General features: G+C 58.5%; 17 protein-coding genes. 9 read left to right on the top strand and 8 right to left on the bottom strand.

Annotated features, from left to right (window positions below; genetic code table 11):
• The first annotated feature begins 113 nt into the window (after positions 1–113).
• Together ACY8FN_RS20705 and ACY8FN_RS20700 are read left to right on the top strand one after the other, a co-directional pair.
• A complete protein-coding gene (locus ACY8FN_RS20705; RefSeq protein ID WP_463101065.1) occupies positions 114–1,103 on the top strand; it encodes a luciferase-like monooxygenase in 990 nt (329 codons plus the stop codon).
• A 235-nt stretch (positions 1,104–1,338) separates the two neighbouring features.
• On the top strand, positions 1,339–1,839 hold the full coding sequence (locus ACY8FN_RS20700) for a 2TM domain-containing protein (protein ID WP_101323778.1): 501 nt from the start codon (positions 1,339–1,341) through the stop codon (positions 1,837–1,839).
• A gap of 120 nt (positions 1,840–1,959) precedes the next feature.
• Here ACY8FN_RS20700 and ACY8FN_RS20695 read toward each other — a convergent pair whose 3' ends face one another.
• Genes ACY8FN_RS20695 through lptD form a run of 6 tightly spaced genes read right to left on the bottom strand, consistent with a single transcriptional unit; the run spans position 1,960 to position 8,733 of the window.
• Complete coding sequence (locus ACY8FN_RS20695; protein WP_463101064.1) at positions 1,960–2,781, bottom strand: symmetrical bis(5'-nucleosyl)-tetraphosphatase; 822 nt, start codon at positions 2,779–2,781, stop codon at positions 1,960–1,962.
• A gap of 6 nt (positions 2,782–2,787) precedes the next feature.
• Positions 2,788–3,150, bottom strand: coding sequence for a Co2+/Mg2+ efflux protein ApaG (gene apaG, locus ACY8FN_RS20690; protein WP_139728519.1), 363 nt, complete (start codon positions 3,148–3,150; stop codon positions 2,788–2,790).
• 4 nt (positions 3,151–3,154) lie between these two features.
• Positions 3,155–3,982, bottom strand: coding sequence for a 16S rRNA (adenine(1518)-N(6)/adenine(1519)-N(6))-dimethyltransferase RsmA (gene rsmA / locus ACY8FN_RS20685; RefSeq protein WP_139692975.1), 828 nt, complete (start codon positions 3,980–3,982; stop codon positions 3,155–3,157).
• Positions 3,972–4,967, bottom strand: a complete 996-nt coding sequence (gene pdxA / locus ACY8FN_RS20680) for a 4-hydroxythreonine-4-phosphate dehydrogenase PdxA (RefSeq protein ID WP_463101063.1) — start codon at positions 4,965–4,967, stop codon at positions 3,972–3,974. Before pdxA ends, rsmA begins: the two co-directional genes overlap by 11 nt.
• Positions 4,967–6,265, bottom strand: coding sequence for a peptidylprolyl isomerase SurA (gene surA, locus ACY8FN_RS20675; protein WP_463101062.1), 1,299 nt, complete (start codon positions 6,263–6,265; stop codon positions 4,967–4,969). Before surA ends, pdxA begins: the two co-directional genes overlap by 1 nt.
• A gap of 26 nt (positions 6,266–6,291) precedes the next feature.
• On the bottom strand, positions 6,292–8,733 hold the full coding sequence (lptD, locus tag ACY8FN_RS20670; protein WP_463101061.1) for an LPS assembly protein LptD: 2,442 nt from the start codon (positions 8,731–8,733) through the stop codon (positions 6,292–6,294).
• Positions 8,734–8,907: 174 nt separating this feature from the next.
• Between lptD and ACY8FN_RS20665 the strand changes: the two genes are divergently transcribed.
• Genes ACY8FN_RS20665 through djlA form a run of 3 tightly spaced genes read left to right on the top strand, consistent with a single transcriptional unit; the run spans position 8,908 to position 11,436 of the window.
• Positions 8,908–9,918, top strand: a complete 1,011-nt coding sequence (locus ACY8FN_RS20665; RefSeq protein ID WP_463101060.1) for an aminoglycoside phosphotransferase family protein — start codon at positions 8,908–8,910, stop codon at positions 9,916–9,918.
• Positions 9,915–10,583, top strand: coding sequence for an N-acetylmuramate alpha-1-phosphate uridylyltransferase MurU (gene murU, locus ACY8FN_RS20660; RefSeq protein WP_463101059.1), 669 nt, complete (start codon positions 9,915–9,917; stop codon positions 10,581–10,583). The genes ACY8FN_RS20665 and murU overlap by 4 nt, the downstream gene beginning before the upstream one ends.
• A gap of 19 nt (positions 10,584–10,602) precedes the next feature.
• Positions 10,603–11,436 (top strand): co-chaperone DjlA, encoded by an 834-nt coding sequence (gene djlA, locus ACY8FN_RS20655; protein ID WP_042018483.1) that lies wholly within the window; start codon positions 10,603–10,605, stop codon positions 11,434–11,436.
• Between the two features lie 91 nt (positions 11,437–11,527).
• Here djlA and ACY8FN_RS20650 read toward each other — a convergent pair whose 3' ends face one another.
• Positions 11,528–12,979, bottom strand: a complete 1,452-nt coding sequence (locus ACY8FN_RS20650) for an aminoacyl-histidine dipeptidase (protein WP_463101058.1) — start codon at positions 12,977–12,979, stop codon at positions 11,528–11,530.
• 568 nt (positions 12,980–13,547) lie between these two features.
• Positions 13,548–13,772 carry a hypothetical protein gene (locus tag ACY8FN_RS20645; protein WP_463101057.1) on the bottom strand — a complete coding sequence of 75 codons (225 nt, stop codon included), beginning with the start codon at positions 13,770–13,772 and terminating at the stop codon, positions 13,548–13,550.
• Positions 13,773–13,928: 156 nt separating this feature from the next.
• Between ACY8FN_RS20645 and gpt the strand changes: the two genes are divergently transcribed.
• The 4 genes from gpt to proB all read left to right on the top strand — a co-directional run bounded on the left by gpt (position 13,929) and on the right by proB (position 17,561).
• Positions 13,929–14,396 (top strand): xanthine phosphoribosyltransferase, encoded by a 468-nt coding sequence (gene gpt, locus ACY8FN_RS20640; RefSeq protein ID WP_101323788.1) that lies wholly within the window; start codon positions 13,929–13,931, stop codon positions 14,394–14,396.
• 152 nt (positions 14,397–14,548) lie between these two features.
• Positions 14,549–15,817, top strand: coding sequence for an esterase FrsA (frsA, locus tag ACY8FN_RS20635; protein ID WP_463101056.1), 1,269 nt, complete (start codon positions 14,549–14,551; stop codon positions 15,815–15,817).
• Positions 15,818–15,879: 62 nt separating this feature from the next.
• Positions 15,880–16,272 carry a sigma factor-binding protein Crl gene (crl, locus tag ACY8FN_RS20630; protein WP_101323790.1) on the top strand — a complete coding sequence of 131 codons (393 nt, stop codon included), beginning with the start codon at positions 15,880–15,882 and terminating at the stop codon, positions 16,270–16,272.
• Positions 16,273–16,457: 185 nt separating this feature from the next.
• Positions 16,458–17,561 carry a glutamate 5-kinase gene (gene proB, locus ACY8FN_RS20625; protein ID WP_139728512.1) on the top strand — a complete coding sequence of 368 codons (1,104 nt, stop codon included), beginning with the start codon at positions 16,458–16,460 and terminating at the stop codon, positions 17,559–17,561.
• Positions 17,562–17,569: the final 8 nt, after the last annotated feature.

Genomic DNA, 17,569 nt, shown 5'->3' with positions numbered 1-17,569 from the left:
GTGGCCTTTTTGCATCTGGCGCGTGCGCCCCTGCAGGGCAGATGTGTTCCGTTCGAACATCTCATGCTAGAGTGCCCCTCTGTTAGCAAATTGTGATGCAATGGAGTGTATTTATGTCTGCCATCCCTTATTCCGTGCTCGATCTGGTGCCTGTTGCCGAAGGTTCTGTGCCTGCCGAGTCGTTTCGCCGTTCGCGGGATCTTGCCCGCCATGCCGAGGGCTGGGGCTACCGGCGTTACTGGCTGGCCGAGCATCACAACATGCCGGGCATTGCCAGTGCCGCTACCTCGATCCTGATCGGTCATCTGGCCGAGGCCACCACCACTTTGCGGATTGGGGCGGGCGGCATCATGTTGCCGAACCACTCGCCGCTGGTCATTGCCGAGCAGTTTGGCACGCTAAGCTCTCTTTACCCTGACCGCATCGATCTTGGTCTTGGCCGTGCGCCCGGGACCGATCAGCGCACCATGCGGGCGCTGCGGCGTATGCGCAGCGGCGAGGTGGACGATTTCCCGGCCGATGTGCGCGAGCTGATGAGTTACTTTGGCGACGAGATCGGCGCGGTGCAAGCAGTGCCAGGTCAGGGGCTGCATCTGCCGATCTGGCTGCTGGGTTCCAGCCTCTATAGCGCCCAGCTGGCGGCGGCGATGGGCTTGCCGTTTGGCTTTGCCTCCCATTTCGCCCCTGCCATGTTGCTGCAAGCGCTGGAGATCTACCGCAGCCAGTATCGTCCCTCTGCTCGCTGGCCCAAGCCCCATGCGGTGGTCTGCATCAATATGATCGCCGCCGACAGCGAGCGGGAGGCCCGCTTCCAGTTCACCACAGTACAGCAGCAGTTCTTGCGCCTCCATCGCGGTGATGCGGGCAAGCTGCCCGCGCCGGTCGTCCAGCTTGGCGATGAGTGGGCACCCCGTGAGCTGATGGCGATGGAGAAGACCCTGGCCCGCTCTCTGGTGGGGGATCCGGAGCAGGTTCGTCACGGTCTCAAGGCGCTGCTGGCGGAAACCCGTGCCGATGAGCTGATGTTCAATGGCCCCATCGTCGATCATCAAGCCCGGTTGCGCTCTTTCGAAATCGCCGCCGAGCTGATGCAGAGTCTGTAAGCTGATTGTTTGAGCCGTGATAAGCACTATCTTGAAGAGAACGTGGTTGTTGGCTCGCTGTCGGGTGAGCGACACCAGCTTGTAGTCGCTACCAAGACGTTTGCACAATAGCGGTGCATACAAAGTTAATGTATTGATTTAAAAAGAAAGTCAGGTTGGTGTCAGGCATCTGTCGTGTCACCTTGCGCTGCGCAAGCCCTATGCTGGCCCTGTCAATTACCACAAGGAGTTCGCGATGATCGTCAGGAAGTTGAGATTGCAACGGGGTTGGTCCCAGGATCAGTTGGCGACGATGACTGGCTTGAGTGTCCGCACTATCCAGCGGATCGAGCAGGGGCAGCAACCCGGACTGGAATCTCTCAAGGCCCTGGCCTCCGTCTTTGAACTCGATGTGGCTCAACTGGATGGGTCAGAGCAACAGGAGCGCGAGATGAGAGGAAGTGACGCTATGGATCGGGATGCGGTGCAGGTATCGGCAGAAGAGCGGGAGGCCATGCGCTATGTGGAGGGGCTCAAGGGCTTCTATCACCATGTCGCCAGCTATGTGGTGGTGATCTGCGGGCTGTTTGTCATCAACTACCTGAGCAATCCGGAGTACATCTGGGCTTGGTGGCCAGCGCTGGGGTGGGGGTTGGGGCTTGCCTCCCATGCTGTTCGGGTGTTTCAGCCCTTCAAGCTGTTTGGCCCGGAGTGGGAGCGGCGCCAGATCGAGAAGCGGTTGGGGCGCAAGTTGTAACCTCATCCGCCCAGAAAACAGAAAACAAAAAACAGAAAGCCCGGCAGCTTGCCGGGCTTTGTTATTGATGCGGTTCTTGGCAATTAGTGCGGCAGCGACCGGCTTATTACAGCACCGCCCCTAGCTGGCGTGAACCGGGCAGGGGGTGGTGATCAACTCATCATCTTCGTAGCGCCACAGGGTGAGGCTGTTGCCCCAGACGCAGCCGGTATCGAGCGCCTTGATATCCTGTTTGCCGGTGTTGCCCATCAGGGCAGCCCAGTGGCCGAACACCAGAACGGGGTCATCCACGTGGTGCTCCCGCTGTTCGAACCAGGGACGCAGCCCCGGGGTCGACTCCTTGGGCCCCTTCTTGCATTTGAAGTCGAGACGACCGTCGAAATAGCAGAAGCGCATTCGGGTGAAGGTGTTGATGATGTAGCGGTAGCGGTCGATCCCGACCAGATTATCTTGCCAGCCATCGGGCTGATCGCCATACATGTTGTGCAGCAGCCACTGGTACTGATCGCCGCGCAGCAGGCTCTCTACCTCGCGGGCGCAGTTGCGGGCGGTACGGGCATCCCAGGCCGGGGAGATACCGGCATGCACCATCATGATGGGCAAGTCCGGATGCTCGGCCAGCAGCGGGCGGTAGCGCAGCCAATCCAGCAGTTCATCCCGATCAGGGGCATCCATCAGGCTCTGCAGCTTGTCTTTCTTCTTGAGCGGCGCAACGCCATTGGCGACCGCCAGCAGGTGCAGGTCGTGGTTGCCAAGGACGGTGACGGCGCGGTTGCCCAACCCTTTGACGAAACGCAGGGTATTGAGGGAGTCCGGGCCGCGGGCGACCAGGTCGCCGCAGAGCCAGAGTGTGTCATTGCCCGGATCGAACGCGGCAAGATCCAGCAGACGGCGCAAGTCGTCGTAACAGCCCTGGATGTCACCGACAAAATAGTTCGCCATGAAACCTCAGTTGATAATATTGGGGATGGCCAGCGTGAAGGGGGCTATGGGCGCCTCGAACTGCTGACCAGAGCCATCTTGCAGGGTATAGCTCCCTTCCATCACCCCAAGCGGGGTCGCCAGCGGCACGCCGCTCTGGTAGCGGTAGGTCTCACCTTCGGCGATGACGGGTTGTTCCCCGACCACGCCAAGGCCTGCCACTTCCTGCATCTTGCCATTGGCATCGGTGATGAGCCAGCGCCGGTGCAGCAGTTGCACCGGGCCGGGCCCCAGATTCTCAATCTCGATCAGATAGTGAAACTGGTAAGGGTCTTTGGACTCCGCCACATACACGGGGTATGGGCGGATCTCGATGTGCGGGTGAGTCACAGGATCAGGCCTGTTGCTGATCCGCCAGCCAGTTGGCGATCATGACAAACTGCTCGAGGGAGAGGTTCTCCGGACGCAGGTTGCCATCGATACCAAGCTCGGTCAGCTGGGCGTCGGTAATGAAGTTGGAGAAGCTGTTGCGGATGGTCTTGCGACGCTGGCCAAAGCCCTCGGTACAGACGCGGCTGAGGCAGCGAATGTCTTTGGCGACTATGGTCGGGTTTTTGTGCGGCATCAGGCGCACTACGGCAGAGTCGACCTTGGGGGCGGGTTTGAAGGCGCCCGGGCCCACTTCCAGCACCGGCACTACCTGGCAGTAGTACTGAACCATCACGCTCAGGCGGCCATAGGCTTTGCTGCCAGGACCGGCACACATCCGCAATACCACTTCCTTTTGCAGCATGAAGTGCATGTCTTCAACCCGGTCGGCGAACTCGCACAGGTGGAAGATCAGCGGAGTGGAGATGTTGTAGGGCAGGTTGCCGAAGATCCGCAGCGGCCCTTTGCCTTCACCCATCAGGGTGCCGAAGTCGAACCGCATGGCATCGGCTTCGATGACGGTCAGCTTGTCTTTGAGGGTCGGGTGCTCGCGCAGGCGCGCCGCCAGATCCCGGTCCAGCTCGACCACTGTCATCTTGTCCATCTGGGAGGCGACCGGCTCGGTCAGCGCAGCCAGACCCGGACCGATCTCCACCAGATTCTGACCCGGTTGCGGGTTGATGGCGGCGACGATCTGGTCGATCACATAGCGATCGTGCAAGAAGTTTTGACCGAATCGCTTACGGGCGGTGTGACCCATATGCACTTTATTGCTCTGCGCCTTACTGCTCATATCTTTTTTTCTCTACCATCTTGATGGCGTGGTTAATCGCGGTGATCAGACTGCCCGAATCCGCCAGGCCTTTGCCTGCCAGATCCAGTGCGGTGCCGTGATCCACCGAAGTGCGGATGAAGGGAAGCCCCAGAGTGATATTGACCGAACTGCCAAAGCCCTTGTATTTGAGCACCGGCAGCCCCTGGTCGTGGTACATGGCGAGTACCGCATCCGCATCCTTGAGGTATTTTTCCTGGAACAGGGTGTCGGCCGGCAATGGGCCGACCAGATCGATCCCCTCCTGGCGCAGATTGGCCAGAGCGGGTTCGATCACGTCAATCTCTTCACGTCCGAGGTGGCCACCTTCCCCGGCATGGGGATTGAGACCGCAGACGTAAATTCGGGGTTTGGCGATGCCAAACTTGGTGGTGAGATCCTCGTTGAGGATCCTGATCACCTTGCCGAGGCGATCCTCGGTGATGGCCATCGCCACGTAGGCGAGGGGGATGTGAGTGGTCGCCAGTGCGACCCGCAGCCCCTCGGTTGCCAGCAGCATCACCACATCGGCGGTATTGGACTGCTGGGCAAAGAATTCGGTGTGACCGCTGAACGAGACACCGGCCTGATTGATGATCCCCTTGTGCACCGGTCCGGTCACCACGGCGGCAAATTCACCGCTGAGGTTACCGTCACAGGCGCGTTGCAGGGTCGCCAGCACATAGGCGCCATTGCCTTCGTTCAGTTCGCCCGGCACCACGGGGGCACCGAGGGTGACCGGACAGATGGTCAGGGTGCCCGCCCGCTGCGGATGCGCAGGGGCGGTAGCGTCATAGAGTTCAAGCTCGACGCTGAGCCCCAGTAGGGCTGCCCGCTCGCGCAGCAGCAGCGGATCGGCGATCACCACCAACTGGTGTGGCCAATCCTGCTGGGCAATCTGCAGCACCAGATCCGGGCCGATCCCGGCCGGTTCGCCCGGGGTAACGGCAAGACGACGGCAGCTCATCAGCTGCTGGCGCCTTCGATCTGGATGTAGGCCTCGTCACGCAGCTCGTCCAGCCATGCCTGGGACTCTTCCACGAAGCGGCGGTTGTAGATCAGCTGGTAGGCACGCTGCTCCTGAGCCTTGTCGGTGGCATCCTGACTGCGGCGATCTTCCACCTGAACGATGTGCCAGCCATGGCTGGTACGGAACGGGGCGCTGATCTGGCCCGGTTGCAGGCGGTTGACCATGTCGCGGAACTCCGGCACATAGACGTTGGGATCAGACCAGCCCAGTTCGCCACCCTGCACCGCAGAGCCCGGATCTTCGGAGTGCTTCTCTGCCATGCTGGCGAAGCTGGCCTTGCCGCTCTTGATGTCGTGCAGAATACCGTCCAGCATCCCCTTGGCTTTCTCTTCGCTCAGGATGATGGAGGGCTTGATCAGGATGTGACGGGCCTTCACCTCGGTCTGCATTACTTGCTGCTGACCCTTGGTATCGAACACCTTGACGATGTGCAGGCCGGCACCGGAGCGCAGCGGGCCGACGATGTCACCTTTCTTGGCGCCCTGTACTGCTTCGGCCATCAGGGTCGGCATCTCTTGCGGGCTCATCCAGCCCCAGTCACCCCCTTCCAGTGCCTTGGGGCCGTTACTCTCGGCAATGGCTAGCTTGCGGAAGTCAGCACCTTGCTTGAGGGCGGCCAGAATACGGTCAATCTTGCTCTTGGCGGCATCCAGCTGGGCAGCGGTAGGGTTGTCCGGCAGGGCAATCTGGATATGACCGACGTGATATTCGTTCTGCTGTTGGCCCTGTTTTTTCAGAACCTCGACTACCTGCTTCACCTCCTGTTCGGAGATGTTGATGCGACGGCGCACCTGATTGCGGCGTACCTCGTTCATCAGGATTTCGCGGCGCACCTCTTCCCGATACTGGGCATAGGTCATCCCTTCACGGGCGAGTTGAGCACGCAGCTGCTCCAGGGTCATTTTGTTATCTGCCGCGATCCCCTGAATAGCTTGCTCCAGCTGGGTATCACTGATTTTCAGTCCCTGACGATCCGCCAGTTGCAACTGCAAGCTCTCCTGGATCAGTCGATCCAGCGCCTGTTTGCGCAGGGTGGCATCGTCAGGCAGGGATTGGCCACTCTCCTGAGCGGAGAGTTTTACCTTGTTGACCAGTGCGTCCTGTTGACTGGACAGCACCACGTCCTTGTTGACCACGGCCAGTACCTTGTCCATCAGCTCGGGCGCCGCTAGGGCAGCCTGACTCATGGCACCAAACATTCCCGCGGTCAGCAGGGCAATCAGGGTCTTTTTCATATCCATCTCTCAAGGCTGGACCAGCATCATTGCTGGTCTTTCAGATTAAACGGGCGAACATAGGGCAACAGCTCGGTATCCATGGTGACGCTGCGGCCACCGGTACCGACACTGCCAAGTCCCTTCATCTCGAACTGCAGACCAATGACTTTTTCCGAGCGCGACATTAGAACATTATTTTCCCACTGCGGCTGGTTGTGCCACTCCAGGCTCATATTGATGCTCCAGCAGCAGGAGTCATATTTGACACCAATCATCCGGTCAATGTTCACATCCTGCTTGATATCACGATAGTAACCGCCATACATCTGCCACTGATCGGCGATCGGCGCCATCATTACCAAACCTGCCTGGCTCAGATCTTCGGTAAGGGCGGAGTTGTTCGGGTCTCTGTAATCCCAGTTGCCATCCTTGATATAGCGGTAGTTGAGCTGGGTGGTCAGCTTGCCAGTCCGGTATTCCACTGCGCTGTTACCGGCGGTGAACTCCCCTTCCGCTGTGTCGTATTGGGCACCCGCATGGGCAAACCACTCATCGGTTATACGGGCATCCCCCTCGAACGAGAGCAGGGAGCGAGAGTTGGTGCTCTCTGGGTCGGACGGGTAGAGGCGCACCTTGGGCGGCGTCATTTCGAAGGCTTGCGCCACTGCCAGACGTAGCCGCTCATCACCGACATTGTCATAGACCCGGCTGGTCAGGCCAACGGTGATCCTGTTGGCATCGCTGATGCGGTCGAGACCGGCGTAGCGGCGATCGCTGAACAGGCTGTAGTAGTCCTGACGGGTGGTAGTGGAGTCATAGATCCCGATATCATCCTGATCCCGATAGGGAACATAGAGGTATTGGAACTCGGGCTCCAGGGTCTGGGTCCCTTTGCCATCATACCAGTTGAGCGGGCGGTCGAAGTTGACCCCCCCTTTGAGACGGAAGGAGGGCAAGGTACGGGTAACTGTGCCGTCTTTGAGGGTTAACTGCTTGGTATCCGCGTCGGTGAAACGGCTGCGATCCGTGTAGATTAGATCCTTGGGTACCTCCTGGTTGTAGGAGGTAAACATTAGCTTGTACTGGCTGGTCAGGTAGTAACCCGGCGCGTCCACTAGGGGGACGGTCAGAGTCGGTGCCAGATGCAGACGGGTGGCAGTGTAGCGCTCACCGGCTTGTTGAGTACTGGCGCTGCCGCTGTCGTAACCAAACTTGGTCAACTCGCTGTTCCAGGCCAGATCGAACCATTTTCCCTGCTGGAAGTAGTTGTAGTCGATACGGGGCAGCATTTCGTGGGGCAATAAAGCGGTTGGGCTAAGGATCTGGTAGCGGCGCACCTCAGAGGTGAGGTTCCAGTTGTGCTGGTAGTAGCCAGCGGTAAAAGATTGTTGCAACTGGCTGTCGACCTGGGTGCCCACTTGCGGGCTGAAGTCGTTGAAGTAGTTGTAGTCCTTGTCCCGCACCTGGGTGTAGTCGATACCGAAGCGCAGGGAGCCATCCATCAGGGCTGAACCATGACGGAGGTTCATCAGATAACGATGGCCATCTGAAAGATTGGGATCGCTTGGCTTGTACTGCTTGTCATCCGCCAGATTTTCAAAATAGAGGGTGCCGGTATGGGCGGGGTCCGGCATGTAGCGGAACTCCACCTGCTCCATCAGGCCGCGCTTGTCCATAAAGCGGGAGGTGATGGTGGCATCATAGTTGGGGGCAATGTTCCAATAAAATGGCTGGGTGATCTCCATGCCGTTGCTGGAACTTTGCTTGTAACCCGGGTAGAGCAGACCGGTTTTGCGCTCATCTTTGATGGGGAAGTTGATGTACGGGAAGTAGAACACCGGATAGTCATAGAGCCAGAGGCTGGCATTCCAGGCTTCACCGAACACCTCTTTCTGGTCGATGTCGATGCTGCCCGCCTTGAGGGTCCACACTTCCTGACCGGGGGGGCAGGTGGTGTACTGGGCCCCCTCCATGGTGATGTTCTGATTGTTGTTGGTCATCACCACGCGCTTGGCAAAGCCGCGCACCGGTGAGCCATGCACCTGATAATTGCCCTCTTCCAGCTCGGAATTTTTAGTATTGAGGTTGGATTTAAGGGTCTTGTCGCTGGTGACGGTCACTTGACCGTCGTTGTAATAGATGTTGCCGATGGCGATGACATCCCGGCTCTGCTGATCGAGCTGGGCATAGTCGGAGTCAAACTTGCGAACGCCTTGACGCACCTTGACGTCACCTTCGTAGACGGCGGTGCCGCCCTGTTTGGCCTCGAGACGGTCGGCATCCACCTCTACGGGCAGCGCGTTGGCCTCCTGATCAGATGCAGGCTTCACGATTTTGGGAACATAGTCATAGCAAAGACTATCGAGGATCCCGGTGGCTGGCGGCGGATCGAACGGTGCCGCCTGTACCATCATGGATGTCAGGGCGGGTGCCAGGCTGATAGTCAGGGCGATGGGATAGCCGTACCCCAGTGTCCATTTTTTCATGTGAAAGACTCGTGCAATCCGTGATAGATACGGTTGATCCAAGGCATGCATTTTACGACAGGTTTCATCGAGTTGACATTGCATGTCATTGCTTTATGTTAGCCGGCAATGATAAAGCATTATTGCAGCCAGGGCTAACAGCCAAGTGCTGCTTTCCACCTTGGTCCCCGACTTATGCACGATCGCGATTCCCTGCTTTTGCAGTGGGCACGCCATGTTTCTGGTGATGCCAACCTTCAGTTGACCCTTATTTCCGGTGATGCCAGCTTCCGCCGCTACTCCCGTGGTGGTGGGCTGGTATGGGTAGATGCCAATCCTAAAACCGAAAAAAATCATGAGTTTGTTCGTAACTCCGCCGCCTTGCTGGCGCGTCAGCTGCTGGCGCCAGAGGTCAAGGCGGTGGACTACGAACAGGGCTTGCTGGCGGTCAGCGACCTTGGCGATACCCAGCTGATCAGCTGTCTGAACGCGCAAACGGTGCAGGCCTGGTATGGTAAAGCCATTGATCTGTTGCCCCGATTGGGGGCGGTCGATCTGGTGCTTGAGCCGTTCGATGCGGCCTTTATGGCGCGAGAAAACAGCATCTTCCCCGAGTGGCTGCTGGGGCATCATCTGCAGTTGACCCTGAGCAATGAAGAACAGTTGTTGCTGGATGAGACCTTTGCCTGCCTCACCGCCTGCAATCTGGCCCAGCCGCAAGGGGTGATGCACCGGGATTTCCACAGTCGCAACCTGATGGTGTGTGGCGGTGATACTCCCGAGACCAGCACCCTTGCCATCATCGATTTTCAGGACATGGTGATCGGGCCCCTTAGCTATGACCTGGTCTCCCTGCTCAAAGATTGCTACGTGCGCTGGCCGGATGAGGTGATCGATGAGGGGATGCGACACGGCTTTGCCACCCTGCAACAGGCGGGGCTGCTTGGCGAGCTCGATTATGCCAGTTTCCGTCGTGATGCCGACCTGACCGGCATGCAGCGCCACCTGAAAGCGGCGGGGATCTTCACCCGCCTCTATCATCGTGACGGCAAGTCCGGTTACCTCAAGGATATTCCCCGCACCCTCGGCTACGTGGTGGATGTCTGTCGCACTCACGGTAGCGCCTATCCGGTGCTGGCCCGTTTTGGTCAGTGGCTGGAGCAGGTGGTGTTGCCTGGGATGGCTAACGCCGGGGTGACACCATGAAGGCGATGATCCTGGCCGCTGGCCGTGGCGAGCGGATGCGCCCGCTCACCGACTTGCTGCCCAAACCGCTGCTGGCGGTGGGGGGCAAGCCGCTCATCGTTCATCACATCGACAAGCTCAAAGCCGCCGGGGTGACCGAGCTGGTGATCAACCACGCCTGGCTCGGCCACAAGCTGGTCGAGAGCCTTGGTGATGGCAGTGCGCTTGGCGTGACCATCCACTGGTCGGCCGAGGAGAGTGCGCTGGAGACCGCGGGCGGCATAGTGCAGGCGCTACCGCTACTGGGCGCAGAACCTTTTCTGGTGATCAACGGCGATACCTGGCTCGATCTGGATTATCGCTCTCTGGTCAGCCAGCCCCTTGGCGATGATCTGGCCCATCTTTGGCTGGTGCCTAATCCACCCCAACACCCTACCGGCGATTTTGCCCTGCAACAGGGGCGGGTCATGGATACGCCAGCATTTACCTTCAGCGGGGTCGGACTATATGATCCGGCAGCCTTTGCCGGTCTCGCTGGCGGCGCGCACAAGCTGGCGCCGCTGCTGCGGGAGTGGATGGCACAAGGGCGAGTGGGCGGCAGCTTGCTCGCTGGCGAGTGGCGCGATATTGGCACGGTCGAGAGACTGCGCGAGCTGGACGACCAGCTCCAGGCTCGCACTCATTAACATCAAGAGGTCTTGAACCATGCGTATTTGGGGTAAGGTGCTGGGCGCCTTCTTCGGTTTTCTGCTCGGCAATATCATTGGCGCCCTGATTGGTCTGTGGATCGGCCACCGTTTTGATCGGGGTATGGGGCTGCAAGGGGCGTTTCGTCGCGGCCCGAACCCGCAACAACAAGCGGTCTTTTTTCATGCCACCTTTTCAGTCATGGGCCACATCGCCAAATCGAGCGGTCAGGTAACCGAGCATGAGATCCGGGTTGCCTCCAACCTGATGGATCGGATGCGGCTGGCCGGTGATCAGCGTGCCCGGGCGCAGGAGTCGTTTCGTCTAGGTAAAGAGGCCGATTTTCCGCTGCGCGAGACTCTGGCCGAGTTCCGTCGCGCCAGTCTGGGGCAGCGCGATATATTGCGCTTCTTCCTCGAGGTGCAGCTACAGGCCGCCTTTGCCGATGGGCGGGTAGAGGAGGGCGAGCGCGCCATTCTTCATACCATCGCCGACGAGCTGGGTTTCAGTCGCATCGAGCTGGCCCGCATTCTGGCGATGGCCGAGGCGCAGATGAACTTCTTCAATCGTTCTCATGGCCAATATCAGGGCGGTGGAGCGGGTGGCCAACAGTACCGGCAGGAGGCGCCCTCTGCGGATCGGCTCAAGGATGCCTACCAGCTGCTGGGGGTGAGCGAAAGCGACAGCGATCAGGATATCAAGCGCGCCTATCGCAAAGAGATGAGCAAGCACCATCCGGACAAGCTGGCCGCCAAAGGGCTGCCGCCGGAGATGATGGAGATGGCCAAGGAGAAGACCCAGGAGATCCAGCAAGCCTGGGAGTGGATCCGCGAGGCGCGCGGCATTCGTTAAGTGCCAAAGCCTGCCATACCGGTACAGCAGACAATAAAAAGCCCCGCAGCAATGCGGGGCTTTTGTTTTTGCCGTGTGGCGTCACGCCGGGTTATTTGGCCGGAATGGCTTCCAGCACGTGCACCAGCAGTTGCCAGAAACGCTCGACCGCCGGGATGTGCACCTTCTCGTCAGGGGAGTGGGCACCACGGATGGTCGGGCCGAAGGAGACCATGTCCCACTTTGGATAGGCGCTCTTGAACAGACCGCACTCGAGACCGGCATGGATCACCATCACGTTGGGCATGGTGCCAAACAGCGATTGGTAGCTGCTCCGTACCAGCGCCATCACAGGGGAGTCCACATTCGGCGCCCAACCCGGGTAGGCACCGGTGAATTCGCAGCTGGCGCCCGCCAGGGTGAACAGGGAGCGGGTCATCTGCTCGATGCTCTCGCGGCCGGAGTCGATCAGGGAGCGGATCAGGCACTGGACGTACACTTCGCCATCCCGAGTCTTGATGACCCCCAGGTTGGTAGAGGTTTCGGTCACGCCGGGCATGGCATCGCTCATGCGCATCACGCCGTTCGGGCAGGCCAGTAGGGCATCCAGCAGGCGCTGCTGCAGGGAGACGCTCATCAGCTTGGCAGGCTTGGCTGCACCATTGACCAGCAGGGTCAGGTTTGGCTCGGTGGCGGCCAGCTCGGTTTGATAGATACCGGTGTAACGGTCAACCAGCGCGTTGAACTCACTCACGCTGGCAGCGGGCACCAGCAGGGTGGCGCGGGCTTCGCGCGGGATGGCGTTGCGCAGGGTGCCGCCGTGGATCTCGGCCAGACGGATACCCAGCGGCTCAGCTGCTTTGAGCAGGCGCACCAGCAGCTTGTTGGCGTTACCACGGCCGCGATGGATGTCGCAACCGGAGTGGCCGCCACGCAGCCCTTTGACCGCCAGCTCGACAGCTTCGCCTTCGCTGGCGTCAACCAGCTCGAGCGGGAAGCGGATATTGGCATCCACACCGCCCGCGCAGCCCATGTAGACTTCGCCATCTTCTTCGGAGTCGGTGTTGAGCAGAATTTCGCCCTCCAGCCAGCCTGCTTCGAGGCCGAAGGCGCCGGTCATGCCGGTCTCTTCGTCGGTGGTCAGCAGCACTTCCAGCGGGCCGTGTTTGATGGTCTTGTCGGCCAGCACCGCCAGACAGCCTGCCATGCCGACGCCGTTGTCGGCACCCAGAGTAGTGCCACGGGCAGTGACCCACTCACCATCTATATAGGCATCGATAGGGTCGGTCGCGAAGTTGTGTTTGGTGTCGGCATTGGCCTGCGGCACCATGTCGATATGGGCTTGCAGCACCACGGCTTTGCGGTTTTCCATTCCCGGGGTGGCCGGCTTCTTGATGATGATGTTGCCGACGTTATCTTGCTTGACGGTCAGCCCTTCCCCCTGGGCCCATTGGATGATCCAGGCACTGAGTTTGGCTTCATGCTTGGAAGGGTGGGGAATGGAGCAGATCTGTTCGAAGAAATGCCAAATCAGTTGGGGGGTCAAGGAACTTAGTTGTGCCACGTCGGGACTCCTTACCAGCACGGAAAAAAACAGGGCCCCATCAGCGGGCCGAGGAAGAGGCTAACGATAATACAGTCAATCGCACAAAAATGTGAGCCGTCAGCGCAAATCGCAGGCTGATTGTGCTGGTGTATGACAACTGGACAGTACGATCGTCAGGTAAGAGCGATGCTGCGTGGTGCAAAAGAAATTTTTGTGACCGATCTCACAAAAAAGTTGAATTTACGGTGTCGACTGGTACATTAGCTCCCGTGGTTCGCCACCCGTCAGGATGACGATGAAAGCCTCCAGGGAACCGAAGCAAAGCAAGTGCGCCTCCATGGAACCGAGTGTTTGTTCAAGGATTTGAGCCCGCATAAAGGTACGTAACTTGTTAAGCAATCAGGAGTTTTAATATGCCAGGCAGCAACTCAACCTATTGGTTTGCCCCTTCTTTGTATACCCAGGGTTTCAGCTACCCTAACCCCTTCGTCACTCGTCGCTAAGACGAGTAGCCTGATTAGGCGGGGACGAGAAAGCAGCAGGTGCGTGAGGTCAAACCTCCCCCTGCTATTTTTTTATCTGCGATTTACCGCTGTGCCCTTTTTGGTGTCAGCAGCAGGGATGACAGGTTGGCCGTTTGGCTCTCAGGATCTGCCGAATGGAGAGGGTGATGCCGATTTTTCCTGTTTTTGGCATACGTTTGCCAGGCATTTTCTCTGCAAACGGTGCTATCATCTCGGCCCAACAGCTTGTCCGCGGTTTCGGCACTCTCTCTCTGGCCGATCGCCGGATATGTCAGTTTTGCTTCCATTGTATCCAGATCCGCTGCCGAGGCTTAGTCCTGAGGCAGCCGAAGTGCAATCTGAATTCAGTTGGGCGCGAGCCACATTTTCTGATCTCCGACAGATTTCTAGCGGGGGTCTTGCTTTAAGTCATTGTTTTTATATAACTATTCGAGATAGATAACATGCCGAAAAAGTTCTATGTGTCGTGGGATAACCTGCAACGTGAAGCTCGCCGTCTGGCCCGTCGTCAGCTGCCTGTCAGCCAGTGGAAAGGTATCATCGCGGTCAGCCGTGGTGGTCTGGTACCCGCAGCCCTGATGGCTCGTGAACTTGGCATCCGTAACGTAGAAACCCTCTGCATCTCCAGCTATGACCATAACAGCCAGCGCGAGCTGGTAGTGGTCAAAGGCGCGACGACTGCCGGTGATGGTGAAGGTTGGCTGGTGGTGGAAGATCTGGTGGATACCGGTACTACCGCCAAGGCAATCCGCGACCTCTACCCGAAAGCCAAGTTCATCGCGATCTTCGCCAAGCCGATGGGTGAGGCGCTGTTGGACGACTTCGAAGTGGCCATCCCGCAGGACACCTGGATCGAACAGCCGTGGGATATGGCGCTGGAGTTCGCCACGCCGATTTGTGAAGAAGAGTAACACCACGTTAGTGTGTCGCATTTCACAGTTATGGTTGCACTGGGCCCCAATTTGGGGCCCAGTTTTTTGTGTATCAATCTGTTGCAGGGTGGCTGATCGGCGTTAAAAGTGGTTAAGATGGACCATTGCCTGATTCTTAATGGGACATCATCTTGGACTTGAACGACGACCTAAACCTGACTGACAAGTTATTTACCCGCGTCAAGAAGGTATTGGAAACATCCGAGATTTCCAACTCCAGTGTGGCTGACGTGGCTGAGGCCCAGTCAGACCAGATGTTTATCGACGGCTCCATGTCAAAGAGCTGGTATCGTCTGTTACGCCGCCCTTCCTGGGCTTGGCAGGGTGCCGATCCCGTCGAGGTAGAGCAAACCCTGGCCCAGATTGCCATGGCAACCGGTGAGCGTACGCACGACTGCTATCTCGATACCATCAAGGGATACGTACCTGGCAACTGGATCTATGAGTGGAGCCAGCTGGCCGGGACTTACTTCAAGCGAGGCCGTGAACTGTGTGAGCAAGGTGACCCCAAGGGGGCGCTCAAACAGCTGCTGAAGGCCGTGCGTTACTACTCCATCGCCAGCTACCCCCACCTGAAAGATGACGAACTGGCCGATCAGGCCCAGTTGCTTGGCAACATGGCCTATCGTGAGGCGGGCAGGCTGTTCAAAGTGCCACTCAAAGAGATCCAGGTGCCCTTTCGCGGCAAACAGATTCAGGGTTATCTCCATCTGCCGACCACTGACAAACCGGTGCCGCTAGTGATCATCAGCGGGGGGATCGACTCCCTGCAGCTCGATTTTCTCAGCTTTTATCTCAAGCGGCTGGAGCCCAACGGCATCGGCATGCTCTCTCTTGATATGCCGGGGATCGGCTATGCCGAGCATTGGCCGCTGGTACAAGACACCAGTCGTCTCCACCAGGCAGTACTGCACCATCTATCCGATGTAGCCTGGGTCGATCACCAGCGCATTGCCATGGTCGGTTTTCGGCTGGCAGGCAATATTGCAGCCCGGCTGGCCTTTATCGAACCCTTCAAACTGCGCACCGTGGTCTGTGTCGGGGCCGGGGTCAATCAGTTATTTACCAATCAGGAGTTGTTTACCAAGTGTCCACGCATGATGCGTGATAGCTTGGCTAACCGGTTGGGGGCCGATGCGGCGCAGTGGGATGCCATGCGCACCAAGTGCCAGGTATTTTCACTTAAAACCCAAGGATTACTGGGGAGTCGCACCTCGGTGCCGATATTAAGTATCGGACACAAGAAAGATTTTATTTGTCCCGAGCAGGATGTACGGGCATTGGCGGCAGCCAGTCGTAATGGCAAGGCCATCGTATTCGATAAACAGCCTTTGCTGGAGGTGTATGACAAGGCATTGGACGAAATAGTCCAGTGGTTGAAGCAACATTTGTGTACCTGACATTGCGCTAAAAAACTGACGCCCTCATAAGATGGCGTGGCTTGTTTAACAGGGAGGTTAACATGTCTGAAAGAGTGACCTACAAGCGGCTGCTGAGGCAGTTTGCGGCTCTCGGCCCCTATTTGCGTGAGGATCTCTGCGAAGAGGGGCGCTACCGTTTTGACAGCCTTTCCGTTTGCGTCAGTGCCAAACCGGCGCCGGACAAACGGGAGTTCTGGGGCTGGTGGCTGGTGCTGGAGCAGGACGATCACCATTTCCGTTACCACTATGAGCTCGGTTTCTACAATGCCGAGGGTGAGTGGATCAATAAGGCGATCCCCAAGAAGCATCAGGCGGAGGTTGACCGAACCCTTAACCGCTTCTACAAGCTCATCAGTGACAAGTTGGCGGCGCTGGAGTGCCAGTTAGCACCCGCTGATCAGGTCACCAATGAATTGACCGTGACAGCTGCCTGAATCCTGATGCCCGGCGAGGAGAACCGACCCTTTCGCCGGGCTATCAGTTAACCCTTCGTCCAACCCTGCGAGCCACCTGAGCCGCGCATTTTCCCGCATCCCTTCGCTCCGGCGTTAATTGCCTTGCAGGCCACTATGGCCGTGGGTATAAAGATATTCCTTACTTTTTTAGCCTTTATGCTCCCATGGAAAACAAAACCATAGTCGTCAAGTTGGGCACCAGCGTGCTCACAGGGGGGTCTTCCCAGCTCAATCGTGCCCATATGGTCGAGTTGGTCAGACAGTGTGCGGCCTTGCACCGTCACGGCCATCGGGTCGTGGTCGTTACATCGGGGGCTATTGCCGCCGGGCGTGAACATCTGGGGCACCCGCCACTGGCGCCAACCTTGCCCAACAAGCAGATGCTGGCGGCAGTTGGCCAGACCCAGCTGATCCGGGTATGGCAGGATCTGTTTAACCTTTATGGCGTGCATATCGGGCAGATGCTGCTGACTCGCGCCGACCTGGAAGATCGGGAACGCTACCTTAATGCCCGTGATACCCTGCGCACCCTGCTTGATCACCACATCATTCCGGTGATCAACGAGAACGATGCGGTGGCGACCGCCGAGATCAAGGTGGGCGACAACGACAACCTCTCGGCCCGCGCGGCCATTCTGGCCGATGCAGATCTGTTGATCCTGCTCACCGACCAGAAGGGGCTTTTTACCGCCGATCCCCGTACCAATCCCGATGCCCAGCTGATCGAAGAGGTGCAGACCATCGACGATACCCTGCGCTCGCTGGCGGGTGACAGCGTCAGCGGCCTCGGCACCGGCGGTATGGCCACCAAGCTGCAGGCCGCCGATGTGGCGCGCCGCGCCGGTGTCAATGTGGTGATTGCTACCGGCCAGATGCCGGAGGTGATTGGTCGCCTCGCCAAGGGCGAGCGGATCGGCACCCTGTTCCCGGCGTTGGCTTCGCCGCTGGAAGGGCGCAAGAGCTGGATTTTGGCTGGTCCACCGCCTCACGGTGAAGTACATGTGGATCAGGGGGCTGTAGCTGCGATTCAGGAGAAAGGCTCCAGTTTGTTGCCCAAGGGCATAGTCGCGGTCAAGGGTGACTTTATTCGGGGCGATGTGGTGCGCATTCTCGATCCCAAGGGGGTTGAGCTGGCCCGCGGCATCTGCCGTTACGACCATCTGGAGCTGGAGAAGCTGCGCGGTGTTCACTCGGATCAGATTGAGCTGGTATTGGGCTATGGCTATGGCGCCGTCGCGATCCATCGAGATGACATGGTGCTGCTCTGAGTGGGTTT

The organism is Aeromonas sp. 160P, assembly GCF_055193095.1.
The sequence above is the reverse complement of the archived record's forward strand: the minus strand, read 5'-3'. Positions and strand labels throughout refer to the sequence as shown.